Consider the following 12,802-nt stretch of genomic DNA (forward strand, 5'->3'; position numbering starts at 1 on the left):
CGACGAGTTTCGAAGAAAAATCTGGGGGAGACGATGCAGACGAAACGCTATTTCGCCAGCCGGCGCGATTTCCTGGCCGCGGGCGGCCTGCTGGCCATGGGGGCGGCGCTGGCGCCGAGAAGCGCTCTGGCCCGCTCGCCGCTGCACGCGGCCAATCCGACGCCGCCGGCCGGTCCGGCCGAGGGCGAGTGGGACCGCCTGGCGCGGAACCTGAGCGGCGGGGTGCTGCGGGCCTGGGACGCCGACTACCAGGCCATCGCCCTGCCCAACAATCTGGAGTTCGCCGCGACCCTGCCGCAGGGCGTGGCTCGCTGCGGCTCGGCCGCCGACGTCGCTTTCGCCATCGGTTGGGCGCGCCAGAACGACGTGCCGCTGGTCGTGCGCGGCGGCGGTCACTCCTACGCCGGCTATTCGACGACGACGGGCCTGATGCTCGACACCGGCGGCCTCAGCCAGGCCAGCTACGACGCGGCCACGGGCGTGGCCCGGGCCGGAGCCGGCGCGCGCAACCGCGACCTCTATCGCCTGTTGCGCAGCCAGGACCGCGCCGTGACCCACGGCCGCTGTCCGTCGGTGGGCGCGGCCGGCTTCCTGCTGGGCGGCGGCATCGGCTTCAACATGCGCGCCCACGGCCTGGGCTGCGACCAGCTGGTCGAGAGCGAGATCGTGCTGGCCGACGGCTCGCTGCGCCGCCTTTCACCCAAGGCGGCCGACCCGAAGGACCGCGACCTCTTCTGGGCCAGCCAGGGCGGCGGCGGCGGCAATTTCGGCGTCAGCACCTCGTTCTCGCTGCAGACCTTCGACGTGAAGGGCAAGGTCGTCACCGTGTTCGACCTCAGCTGGAGCCGCACGCCCGACGCGCCGCATCCCAAGGTCTCGGTGGCCGAGCTGGGCGCCAAGCTGATAGCGGTGCTGGACGAGGCGCCTGACGCCCTGGGCTCGCGGGTGTCGTTCGGGGCGGTGACGCCGGTGCAGGTCAAGGCCGGCTACGACGTGCCGATCAGCCTGCTGGGCCAGTTCGTCGGGCCGCGTGATGCGCTGATGAAGCTGCTGCAGCCGGTGTTCGACCTGGCCAAGCCGACCGGCGGGGCGGGGGTGGAGGAACTGCTCTACTGGCCGGCCCAGGACTTCCTGCACGAGGACGGCTTCGCCACCTTCTACCAGGAGCGTTCGGCCTTCGTGACCAACCGCAGGTTCGGGGCCGACGACCTGGCCGCGGGCCTCGAGCACCTGCGCAAATGGCCGGGGACCTACGGCTATTGCGACCTGCGCTTCTTTCAGACCGGCGGCCAGATCAACGCCGTGGGCAAGGCCGACACCGCCTTCGTCCACCGCGACAGCCGCTGGCTGATGGTCAACGGCCTCTATTGGGGCGAGGCGGACTCGCACAACGAGGCCCGGATGAAGGCCAACCACGCCTGGCTGGACGCCTTCTACAGGACCATGCGCCCGCGCGCCGGCGGCGGCGCCTACCAGAACTTCGCCGACCCCGGCCTGTCGAGGGATCCGTCCAAGCCCGACTACTTCGCCACCTCCTACTACGGCGACAACCTGCCGAGGCTGAAGGCGATCAAGGCGGCGGTCGATCCCGACCGGGTGTTCAGGTTCGCCCAGGCGATCCCGCGGGGGTAGGGGCTTTGGATGCTCCCCCACTGGGGGAGCTGTCGCAGAGCGACTGAGGGGGCGGCGAAGGCCGCGCCGACCCCCTCCGGCCCTCCGGGCCACCTCCCACAAGGGGGGAGGATCTTGTCGGTGCATCCCCGCCCTTGCCGCCCCGCGAGTCGTGGCCTCCAATCCCTCCACCTGGAGTTTCGTGTGGGGATCCGATGCCTGAGTTCGCCGTCCAGAACCGCCGCGCCCTGATGACCGGCGCCGCGGCCGCCACCCTGCTGGCGCCGGGCCTGGCGCGGGCCGCCAAGTCCTCGGCGCGCGAGGCCGACATGGCCGCGATCCGGAAGACCGCCGAAGCCGGCTACGAGGCCTCGGTCAAGCGTATCCAGGACTGGATCGCCCTGCCGTCGATCGCCGCCGAGAACCGCGACATGGACAAGGGCGCCGACTACATGGCCGCCCTGGCCCGCGACGCCGGCTTCCAGCAGGTGGAGGTCGTGCCCACCGACGGCGCGCCGGGCGTGTTCGGGGTGCTCGACGTCGGCGCTCGGCGCTGGCTGGCGATCTACTTCATGTACGACGTCAAGCAGTACGATCCGGCCGAGTGGAGCGCGCCGCCGCTGGAGGCGCGGATCGTCGACAAGCCGGGCTTCGGCAAGGTGATCGTCGGGCGCGGGGCGGTGAACCAGAAGGGGCCGGAAGGCGCCTTCCTGGCCGCCCTGCACGCCATCCGCGCCGCGGGGAAGAAGCCGCCGGTGAATCTCGTCTTGGTCTGCGAGGGCGAGGAGGAGATCGGCAGCCCGCATTTCCGCCAGATCGTCACCAGACCGAACGTCCTGGCGGCCCTCAAGAAGTGCGAGGGGGTGATCATTCCGGCCGGCTGGCAGAGCCCCAGCAACGGCGGCGTCAGCGTCAACCTGGGCGCCAAGGGCGTCGTCGAGTTCGAGCTGGTGGCCAGCGGGGCGACCTGGGGCAGGGGTCCCAAGACCGACATCCATTCCAGCGAGAAGGCCCGAGTCGACAGTCCGGCCTGGCGACTGGTGCAGGCGTTGACGACCCTGGTCACGCCCGACGGCAACACGCCCGCCATCGACGGCTATTTCGAGAAGGTCCGCCCGCTGACGCCGCGCGAGAAGGAGCTGATCGCGCTCGCCGCTCAGCGCATGAGCGAGGCCGACGCCAAGAAGGCTCTGGGCGTCGACCGCTGGATCGACGACCTGCCGTGGGAGAAGGCGCTGGAGCGTTTGGCCTCGCAGCCGACCATCAACATCGAAGGCCTGGTCTCGGGCTATACCGGCCCCGGCGGCAAGACCGTGCTGCCCGGCCGCGCCGTCGCCAAGATCGACCTGCGGCTGGTGCCGGACATGACCATGGACGACGCCGTGGCCAAGATCCGCGCCCACCTCGACAAGCGAGGCTTCAACGACGTCGAGATCAAGGTCAGCGGCGGCTACGACCCGACCGAGACGCCCGAGGACAGCCGCCTGATCCGCGCCCAGCTGGCCAGCTACAAGCGCCTGGGCGCGCCGGCCACCCTCTATCCGCGCCTGGCGGGCTCCTGGCCGGGCACGGTCTTCACCTCGCCGCCGGTCAGCCTGCCGGCCGGTCAGTTCGGCCTGGGCCACGGCAGCGGCGCCCATGCGCCCAACGAGTACTATGTGATCGAAAGCAGCAATCCCAAGGTCGAGGGACTGGTCGGCGGGACGATGAGCTATGTCGACCTGATGTACGAGATCGCGGAGGCGAAATGAGGCGGCGTATCGGGATCGTGGTCGGCCTCGCCGGATGCGCCCTGCTGGTGGTCGCGGCCGTTTCGGCCCAGGCGGCGGTCTTTCCGCGCTCGGCGCCGCCCGGTCAGTGCCGGACGGTGCATGGCCGCATGTCGCTGGCCAACGGTACGTTCTCGTATCGGATCTGGGCGATCGGCACGACGCGGATGCTGCGCGTCGTCGACGAGGAGGGCGACAACTTCGACGACATCCACAAGTTGCCGGCGTCGCTGGAGAAGCGTCTGCGGCCCTACGAGCAGGACCTGTTCCGGCCCCGCGTGTTCGCCGACTTCCGAGTCTGCGCCTATACGCGCAGCCGGCCGGGGGTGATGCAGAGCGTCACGCTGGTGGGAGCCAGGAACATCTGGATCGAGGGCTGAGCACGGCCGCCGCGTCGTCGGCATTCGCCGCCAATGGTTCGTATGCGGAATTTCTTACGGGTAATTGTTTTCTTACATGCCGGACGTTGGCGTCGGGAGGCTGCGTTTCGGCGTCAGGTACGGGTCATATATTCCCGTTCAGCGTTCGTCGTTCTCGCAGTAAATCTGTTTCAAAGTTCGGTGTTCGCCGCACGAAGATCGAGTTGTCTTGAAAAGTTCAAGCAATGACGCTGGTTTTTTGTGGCGTTGATGTAACGTCATGGCGTAGGTGCGCCCCGAAAATATGAGGGGTTGCACGTATGAATCTTCAAAACTGGCTCGCTTTGTCCGCTAGCGGCATGGCCCTGCTGATCTCCGCGCCGGCTCTGGCCCAATCTCAAGCGCCGGCCTCCGACGCCACGGTGACCGAGGAGATCGTCGTCACCGCCCAGCGTCGCAGCGAAAACATCCGCGACGTGCCGTTCGCCGTCACCGCGATGAGCAGCAAGACCCTGGCGGCCGTGTCGGCCGGCGGCGGCGACGTGCTGTCGCTCTCGGCCCGCGTGCCCAGTCTGCAGATCGAAAGCTCGAACGGCCGCTACGCCCCGCGCTTCTACATCCGCGGCCTCGGCAATGTGGACTTCGACTTCAACGCCTCGCAGCCGGTCTCGGTGGTGCTCGACGACGTCGTGCTCGAGAACGTCTACCTGAAGGGCTTCCCGCTGTTCGACGTCGACCAACTGGAAGTGCTGCGCGGCCCGCAGGGCACGCTGTTTGGCCGCAACACCCCGGCCGGCGTGGTCAAGATCGACACCGTCAAGCCGGGCGGCGAGTTCGGCGGCTTCGGCTCGATCGCCTACGGCAACCTGGGCGCGGTGCGCGCCGAGACCGGCGTGACCATCCCCGTCAATGACACCCTGTCGGTGCGCATCGCCGGCCTGTGGAACCACCGCGACGACTGGGTCAACAACGCCTACAACCCCTCGTTCGCCGGCGACGGCGACGACCTGGGCCGCTTCGACGACACGGCCGCCCGCGTGCACGTTGCCTGGAAGCCGACCGACCGCCTGTCGACCCTGCTGACCCTGCAGTCGCGTAACTACACCGGCACCGGCACGCTGAACCGCGCCAACGTGCTGACCAAGGGCTCCAACGAGCTGAACGGCAATTTCGACCGCGACACGGTCTATTACGACGGCGGCCGCAACAACCCGCAGAAGCAGCACACCACCTCGCAGAGCCTGCAGGCGGCCTACGACTTCGGCCCGGTCACCCTGACCGGCGTGGTCAGCGCCTATCAGGGCCGCTCGGCCGGCGACGGCGACATCGACGGCGGCGTGGCCTCGGCCGCCTCGACCGCGCCCTACAAGACGCCGTTCAACTCCGAGACCGGCACCCTGTCGAGCGATCTGGACCAGAAGACCATCGAAGTGCGCCTGGCCTCGAACGGCGACGGCCGCCTCGGCTGGCAGGTCGGCGCCTTCTTCTGGGACGAGCGCTTCAACCTCGTCTCGGGCACCTTCAACGGCGTCGGCGGCCTGAACCCGATCGTCATCGGCGACATCATCCAGCGCTCGGAATCCTGGTCGGTGTTCGGCCAGGCCAACTACAAGGTCACCGACGCCCTGAAGATCACCGGCGGCCTGCGCTACACCGAAGACAGCCGCGACTTCCACGGCGACCGCATCATCCCGGCTGGCAGCACCAGCACGGCCCTGCCGCTGTCGAACGTGCGTCGTTCGGTCGGCGACGAGCAGGTCAGCTGGGACCTCAGCGCCCTCTATGAGATCAACAGCGACCTGAACGCCTTCGCCCGCGTGGCCAAGGGCTATCGCGGTCCGTCGCTGCAGGGCCGGATCACCTCGTCCGACCTGATCACGGCGGCCAATTCCGAGACGGTGATGTCCTACGAGGCCGGCCTGAAGTCGCGCCTGTGGCAGGGCAAGGCTCGCCTGAACGCCACGGTCTACTACTACGAGGTCACCGACCCGCAGTTCACGGCCATCGGCGGCGAAGGCAACTTCAACCAGCTGATCAACGCCGACAAGGGCGAGGGCTACGGCCTGGAACTCGACGGCGACGTCTATCTGGGCGCGGGCTTCAGCCTGGCCGGCGGGTTCGCCTACAATCACACCGAGATCAAGGACAAGGATCTGCTGGTCGCCTTCTGCGGCGCCAACTGCACGGTCACCGATCCGATCGTCACGGTGGGCACGACCCGTCGCGCCAACATCGACGGCAACCCGTTCCCGCAGGCCCCGAAGTACACGGCCAACATCACGCTGAACTACGTGCATGGCCTGAGCAACGGCACCGAACTCTTCGCATCGACCGACTGGGTCATGCAGAAGGACTTCAACCTGTTCCTCTATGAATCGGTCGAGTTCATGCAGGACACCAACTTCGAAGGCGGCGCGCGCGCCGGCTGGCGCAACCCGGCCCAGGGCCTGGAAGCGGCGGTCTACGTTCGCAACCTGACCGACGAAGCCAATGTCATCGGCGCGATCGACTTCAACAACCTGACCGCCTTCGTCAACGAGCCGCGCACCTACGGGGTGCAGGTGACGAAGCGCTTCTAAGGACGCGCCTTTACCGAGACGATCGGCCCGGCGGCGTTCGAGAGGACGCCGCCGGGCTTTTTCATGCCCGAAGGCTTGAGCGGAGGGCGGCGGAACGAACGCCGCCGCATGCGGGTTGAGCCAAGCCGGCGACAGACCGGCGAAGCTCGTTTGGGAGAGTTCACATGCGTCACACCCTGCTCATCGGCCTGGCCGCCGTCGCCCTGACCGTCACCGCCTGCGAGAACAAGACCGAAAAGGCCGCCGAGGCCTCGGTCGAGAGTCAGAAGGCCGCCGACGCCGCGGCCCAGGCCTCGAGCGCCGCCGACACCGCCGCCGACGCCAGCGCCCAGGCCGCGGCCGCTGGCGACACCAGCACCGCCAAGGCCGCGGGCGACGCGGCCGCCGCCGCCGGCGAGACCGCCGAGAAGGCCGGCGACCAGGCGGAAAAGGCCGGTGAAAAGGCCAAGGACGCCGCGCACTGACGCGGGGAGGGCGGCGCATCGCGCCGCCCGTTCCTCCGCTCCTCGAACTCGCCGACTGGTGGCTTGGCAATCGCCGTCGCCGTCCATAGGTTGAGGCGAGTTTCGGGGTGGATCATGACCTATCGTACGACCGGGAAGGCCGGCGCCTTTGCGGCCCTGGCCTGGATCGGCTTGGCTTGGGCGGGGCTGGGCGGCGGCGCCGCCGCGCAGGAGGGAACCGGCGATCCTGTCTTCACCTATCGCTATGACGAGGTGCAGGGCGTCTATCCGACCGCCGCCAAGGCCAAGGGCCTGAACGGCGTCGCGGTCGTGACCTGCCAGTCGGCCGAGCGACGCGTCTGGGGCTGCGCCCTGACGTCGGAGACGCCCGCGGGCGAGGGCTTCGGCCCGGCGGCGCTGACCATGGTCAAGCGCTACGAGGTCGCGCCGAGAACCCGGGCCGTGAACGGCTCGCGCACCATCACCGTGCAATTCATCGCGCCCAAGGCGCGGGTGTTCCATGCGGGCGGGGTCGAATATGTCGCCCCGCTGGAGGTGGAGCAGCCCTCTCAGGACGCGCTGCACGCCGCCTGGCCGGCGGCGGCGCGCTTCAGCGGACTCGAAGGCAGTGTCGACTTGCTGTGCACGGTGACGCTGGAGGGGCGCGCCAAGGACTGCGGGGTGTTGTCGCAACGCAGCGTGGCGCAGGATCTGGGCCCCGCCGCGCTGAGCGTGGCGCCCCTCTATCGCTTCCAGCCGGGGCGCAGGAACGGCGTTCCGGTTCCCATGACCACCGTCTTGAAGGTGTTCTTCTCCTGCGACTACCGCTGCCGTCCGTTCGAGGGCGCGCCCTATCAGCCCACCCTGGCGTGGCGCGCCGCGCCCAGCCAGGCCGACGTCCTGGCGGCCTATCCGCCCTCGGCCCGGCAGCGCGGGGTGAAGGGGCTGGTCCGCCTCAGCTGCATGGCCAACGACGAAGGCCGGCTCCAGGACTGCCGCGTGATCGCCGAGACGGTGAAGGGCGAGGGCTTCGGCGAGGCCGCCCTGGGATTGGCTTCGGCTTTCCGGCTCGAGCCGCCGACGACCTCCGCCGCGTCGAGCGCCCGCAAGAAGGCTCCGACCGCCCCGGTGCTCACGCCCCAGGCGGTCGTGATCGATTTCGGAAACCTTGAGGGCCGGCCTTACTGGATGAGCATGCCGTACGCGGCGCCGACGCCGAGGCCGGACGGAACGCCGCCGGTCGCGGGCGAGGCGCGGGCCCGCTGCCAGGTCGGCCTGAGCGGAAAGCTGGAGGGCTGCGAGATCCTGAGCCTGACGCCGGCCGGCGACGCCGGGGCCGAGATCGACGCGCGGGCGCGGCTCGCCAAGGTCGTGTCCCAGCTCTGGACCGACGAGGGCCGTTCGACGATCGGCTCGACCGTGTTGCTGGAGGTGCCGGTCGGCAAGTTCGGCAAACCCTCGATCGTCGCTTCGGAGCCCGACCTGCCCAAGCCGGGGCCGGGAGTCATCGACTACCGGCCCCTGATCCGCGCCGGCATGGATGCCGACTCCGCCGCCCGCTACTACCCCGATCGCGCCCAGCGCATGGAGGTCGGCGGCAAGGCCGAACTCAGCTGCGCCCGGATCGTCAAGGGCCGGGTGGAGGACTGCACGCTGCTGTCGGAATCGCCGCTGGAATACGGCTTCGGCGAAGCCGCGCTGAAGATGAGCCGGCTGTTCCGCTTCAGCCCGGAGACGATCGACGGCGCCCCGACGGACGAGCCGATCCTCATCCCGGTCAACTTCTCGGTCCCGGACTAGCGCCGCCGTCGCGCCAGGGCCTTTGGGGCTCAGGCCGTCCAGCCGCCGTCGATGGTCAGGCTGGCGCCGGTCATATAGCCGGCGGTCGGACCGGCCAGCCAGGCGACCAGGTCGGCGATCTCCTCGGGCTTGCCGATGCGGCCCAGCGGCAGGCGGGGCGTGATGTAGTCCATCAGGCCGGCGGTCATGTCGGTCTCGACCGGACCCGGCTGGACGTTGTTGACGGTGATCCCGCGCGGGGCGAAGTCGAGCGCGGCGCCGCGCACCAGCTGGGCCACGGCGGCCTTGGTCATGGCGTAGACGCTGGAGCCGGGCGCGCCGATCCGCTCGGCCGTGTTGCTGCCGATCGTGACGATGCGGCCGCCGTCGAGCAGGTGCGGGGCGGCGTGGCGGATGGCCGCGAACACCCCGCGCACATTGACCGCCAGCATGCGGTCGAAGTCGTCGAAGGCGTATTGGTCGATCGCGCCGGGGATCAGCACGCCGGCGTTGACGACCAGCACCCCCAGCTTTCCGAACCGCGCGACGGCGGCCTCGACCGCGGCGCGCACCGCTTCGGCGTCGGCGCTGTCGGCCTGGAGGGCCAGGGCCGTTCCGCCGGTCTCCTCGACGGAGGCGGCCAGGGCCGCGGCGCTGCCCGGCGAACTGGCGTAGGTGAAGGCGACCGGGCGGCCCTCGGCGGCGAGGCGACGGACGATGGCGGCGCCCATGCCGCGCGAGCCGCCGAAAACCAGGGCGGGGGCAGGGGAGGGAGAGGCGGTGGTCATGGCGATGTTCCGTTATGGACTGATTGGTCCATAACAACTGTGCATTCGGGATCGATCAGTCAAGAATAATTCTGGACTGATCGATCAAGATCGCTAGGATGCGATCATGGCCAGGCCTTCTGAATTCGACCGGGACGAAGCGATCGCCAGCGCGATCAAGGTGTTCGCGCGCCACGGCTACGAGGCCGCCTCGACCAGCGACCTGATCGAGGGCATGGGCATCGGCCGCCAGAGCCTCTACGGGGCGTTCGGCGACAAGCGCCGCCTGTTCCTGGAGGCCCTGCGCCGCTATGCGGCCGGTTCGTTGGCCCAGATGACCGGGGCGCTGGCCGCCCACGACGACGCAGCCGACGCCATTGAGGCCGCGCTGCTGGTCGGGCTGGGGTCTTCCGATGAGCTGGAAAGCGGCTGCCTGGGCGTCGGTTCGATCGTCGAGTTCAGCCGCTCGGACCCTGAGGTCAACGCCCTCAACGACGAGGCCGCCCGCGCCGTCGTCGCCGCCTTCGCCAGCCGCGTGCAGGGCGGGATCGCCGCCGGCGTATTCGATGTCGGGCTCGACGCCGAGGCGGCCGCCCGGATGCTGTTGACCCTGCGCTCGGGCCTGAAGGTGGCCGCGCGCGGCGGGGCGGGCGAGAACGAACTGCGCGAAGCGGCGCGCCTGGCCTTGCGGGGACTGGCGCCGAGACGCGCCTAGAGCGTCACCCCCGACTTCCAGATGGCGATCTCGCGCTCGCCATTGCGCTCGGCCTTGGTCTCCTGGCCCGAGGCGGTGGCGACCACCAGGTCGAGCAGGGAGTCGGCGGCCTGGTCCATGGTCTGGCCGTCGAGCACCACCCCGGCGTCGAAGTCGATCCATGACGGCTTGCGGATCGCCAGGGCGCTGTTGGAGGCGATCTTCAGGGTCGGGGCGGGGAAGCCCAGCGGCGTGCCGCGGCCGGTGGTGAACAGGATCACCGTGGCGCCGGCCGCCGTCAGGGCGGTGGACGACACCGCGTCGTTGCCCGGCGCCTCCAGCAGCGTCAGCCCGTGCGGGCCCACGCGTTCGCCGTAGCGCAGCACCTCGACCAGCGGCGCGCGGCCGCCCTTCTGCACCGCGCCCAGGGACTTCTCCTCCAGGGTGGTGATGCCGCCGGCGATGTTGCCGGGCGAGGGGTTCTCGTAGATGGGCTGGTTGTTGTCGATGAAGTAGCGCTTGAAGTCGTCGATCACCGCGACGGCCTCGTCGAAGATCTCGCGGCTCGCGGCCCTCTGAAGGAGCACGTTCTCGGCCCCGAACACCTCGGGGATCTCGGTCAGCACCGGCGTGCCGCCGGCCGCGGCCACCTTGTCGGCGATGCGGCCGACCAGCGGGTTGGCGGTGACGCCCGAAAAGCCGTCCGAGCCGCCGCACTTCAGGCCCACCACCAGTTCGGAGATCGGCGCCGGCTCGCGGCGGTCCTGCTCGGCGATGGCGACCAGTTCCTCGATGGCTTCGAGGCCCTGTTCGTACTCGTCCTCGACGAACTGGGTGGTGAACGAGCGCAGGCGGGCGGGATCCAGGTCCGGGGCGCTGTCGAGCAGGGCCTTCAACTGGTTGTTCTCGCAACCCAGACCCAGGATCAGCACGCCGCCGGCGTTGGGGTGGGCGGCCAGGCCCGCGATCAGCTGGCGGGTGTGGGAAAGGTCGTCGCCCAGCTGCGAGCAGCCGAACGGATGGGGGAAGGCGAACACCCCGTCGACGCGGCCGGCGAAGCGGGCGTTGGCCTTCTCGGCGATGCGGCGGGCGGTGTTGGCCACGCAGCCGACGGTGCACAGCACCCAGATCTCGTTGCGGGTGCCGACCCGGCCATTGGCGCGGCGGTAGCCCAGGAAGCTGCGCTCGCCGACCACTTCGGTGTTGTCGGTCGGGGCCGGCGCATAGGCGTAGCCCTCGACGCCCTCCAGGCGGGTCTCGACGTTATGGACGTGCACGTGGTCGCCGACGGCGATGTCGCTGGTCGCCCGGCCGATCGGCCAGCCGTACTTCAGCACGTCCTCGCCTTTCGCGGCGGGGCGGACGGCGATCTTGTGGCCCTTGGGGATGTCGCTCCGCACCAGGATCGACTGGCCGTGCAGATCGACGGTTTCGCCGACGCCAAGGGGACGCAGGGCGGTGGCGACATGGTCGCGCGGGTCGACGCCGTGGATCGATTCGCCGGGTAGGGAGGCTGTTTCGCTCATCTGGGTCTTTGTCTTTGCGACTTTTTGTGCTGCCATCCGGTCCTAAGGGAGTGGAAACCGGTGTCAAGAGCTTCGCCAGCGTGCTTTTTGCCGCTTGATTAGCGACGCTCCAGACGCTGGAGTATGACAAAAAACGAAAACCACTGCATGGAAACGCCGTGACCTCGTCTAAGACGCCAAACAAGTCCGCCGACGACACGGATGTGAACGCCGCGCTGGAAAGCGGTCGTCGCCGCGCCACCATCAACGACATCGCCCGCCTGGCCGGGGTCTCCAAGAAGACCGTCTCGCGGGTCATCAACCAGTCGCCGTTCGTCCGCGAGGAAACCCGCCAGCGTATCGAGGCGGTGATCGCCGAGTGGGGCTACGCCCCCGATCCCCAGGCCCGGGGCCTGGCGTTCCGCCGCTCGTTCCTGATCGGCATGATCTACGACAACCCCAACCCGCAGTACGTCGTCAACATGCAGCTTGGCCTGCTGGACGGCATGCGCGGCTCGGGCTTCGAGCTGGTGGTCCACCCCTGCGACCGCTCCAGCCCGACCTTCCTGCAGGACGTGCGGATGTTCATCGAGCGGCAGAAGCTGTTCGGCGTGATCCTGCCGCCGTCGGTTTCCGAAGACGAGCGCGTCGCCGACCTGTTGCGCGACATCGGCTGCGAATACATCCGCATCGCCTCAGTCCCGCTGGACGAGGAAGAGCACATGATCGTCGGCCACGACCGGCTGGGCGCCCAGGCCATGGGCGAGCACCTGGTCGGCCTGGGCCACGAGCGCATCGGCTTCATCACCGGCCTGCCCAGCTTCCGTTCGTCGCACGAGCGGCGAGGGGGCTTCGAGGACGCCCTGGCGGCGGCGGGGCTGAAGCTCGACCCGGACTATGTGGTGCAGGGCGCCTACACCTTCGAATCGGGCCTGGCCGCCGGCGAGGCGCTGCTGGCCAAGACCCCGCGTCCGACCGCCATCTTCGCCGGCAACGACGAAATGGCCGCCGGCGTGCTGCAGGCCGCCCGCCGCGCAGGCCTGACGGTGCCCGAGGACCTGACCGTGGTCGGCTTCGACGACTTCCAGATCGCGCAGGCCGTCTGGCCGCCGCTGACCACCGTCCACATCCCAACGCGCCAGGTCGGCCGCATGGCCGCCGAGAAGCTGATCGCCCGCGAGGGCAAGGAGCCGGGCGATCCGGCGACCACGATCCCCTATCTGGTGGTGCGCGAGTCTTCCGCCGCTCCCAAACCTGTGTAGGGTGCGCGCCGCGCCCTGCACCTTGCACCAAGTT

At 69.4% G+C, this 12,802-nt stretch carries 10 protein-coding genes; 8 read left to right on the forward strand and 2 right to left on the reverse strand.

The genetic code is table 11. The features are described 5' to 3' along the window. Positions 1–33 precede the first annotated feature (33 nt). The 6 genes from AC1RRS_RS21740 (at position 34) to AC1RRS_RS21765 (ending at position 8,561) form a co-directional block, all read left to right on the forward strand. Positions 34–1,632, forward strand: coding sequence for an FAD-binding oxidoreductase (locus AC1RRS_RS21740; protein WP_492856972.1), 1,599 nt, complete (start codon positions 34–36; stop codon positions 1,630–1,632). A 194-nt stretch (positions 1,633–1,826) separates the two neighbouring features. Next, positions 1,827–3,362 (forward strand): M20/M25/M40 family metallo-hydrolase, encoded by a 1,536-nt coding sequence (locus AC1RRS_RS21745; RefSeq protein ID WP_492856973.1) that lies wholly within the window; start codon positions 1,827–1,829, stop codon positions 3,360–3,362. Continuing rightward, entirely contained in the window at positions 3,359–3,760 is a 402-nt protein-coding gene (locus tag AC1RRS_RS21750) for a hypothetical protein (RefSeq protein ID WP_492856974.1), read from the forward strand. The genes AC1RRS_RS21745 and AC1RRS_RS21750 overlap by 4 nt, the downstream gene beginning before the upstream one ends. A gap of 299 nt (positions 3,761–4,059) precedes the next feature. Then, a complete protein-coding gene (locus AC1RRS_RS21755; RefSeq protein WP_492856975.1) occupies positions 4,060–6,318 on the forward strand; it encodes a TonB-dependent receptor in 2,259 nt (752 codons plus the stop codon). A 164-nt stretch (positions 6,319–6,482) separates the two neighbouring features. Continuing rightward, positions 6,483–6,782, forward strand: a complete 300-nt coding sequence (locus AC1RRS_RS21760; RefSeq protein ID WP_492856976.1) for a hypothetical protein — start codon at positions 6,483–6,485, stop codon at positions 6,780–6,782. Between the two features lie 114 nt (positions 6,783–6,896). Further along, entirely contained in the window at positions 6,897–8,561 is a 1,665-nt protein-coding gene (locus AC1RRS_RS21765) for an energy transducer TonB (protein WP_492856977.1), read from the forward strand. Between the two features lie 29 nt (positions 8,562–8,590). Here the strand turns inward: AC1RRS_RS21765 and AC1RRS_RS21770 are convergent, their stop codons facing one another. Further along, positions 8,591–9,328 (reverse strand): SDR family oxidoreductase, encoded by a 738-nt coding sequence (locus AC1RRS_RS21770; RefSeq protein ID WP_492856978.1) that lies wholly within the window; start codon positions 9,326–9,328, stop codon positions 8,591–8,593. Between the two features lie 106 nt (positions 9,329–9,434). Here AC1RRS_RS21770 and AC1RRS_RS21775 point away from each other — a divergent pair, with 106 nt between their 5' ends. Next, positions 9,435–10,022: a TetR/AcrR family transcriptional regulator gene (locus AC1RRS_RS21775; protein ID WP_492856979.1), complete on the forward strand. Its 588-nt coding sequence runs from the start codon at positions 9,435–9,437 to the stop codon at positions 10,020–10,022. On the opposite strand, the gene AC1RRS_RS21780 is transcribed toward AC1RRS_RS21775, so the two are convergent. Further along, the gene (locus AC1RRS_RS21780) at positions 10,019–11,527 is read right to left on the reverse strand and encodes a UxaA family hydrolase (RefSeq protein WP_492856980.1); all 1,509 of its coding nucleotides are present in this window, start codon (positions 11,525–11,527) and stop codon (positions 10,019–10,021) included. The two genes, AC1RRS_RS21775 and AC1RRS_RS21780, sit on opposite strands and share 4 nt — an antisense overlap. Positions 11,528–11,685: 158 nt before the next feature. Between AC1RRS_RS21780 and AC1RRS_RS21785 the strand changes: the two genes are divergently transcribed. Next, entirely contained in the window at positions 11,686–12,768 is a 1,083-nt protein-coding gene (locus AC1RRS_RS21785) for a LacI family DNA-binding transcriptional regulator (RefSeq protein WP_110120131.1), read from the forward strand. The last annotated feature ends 34 nt before the right edge of the window (positions 12,769–12,802 follow it).

Source organism: Caulobacter sp. GW821-FHT12A07 (assembly GCF_058807655.1).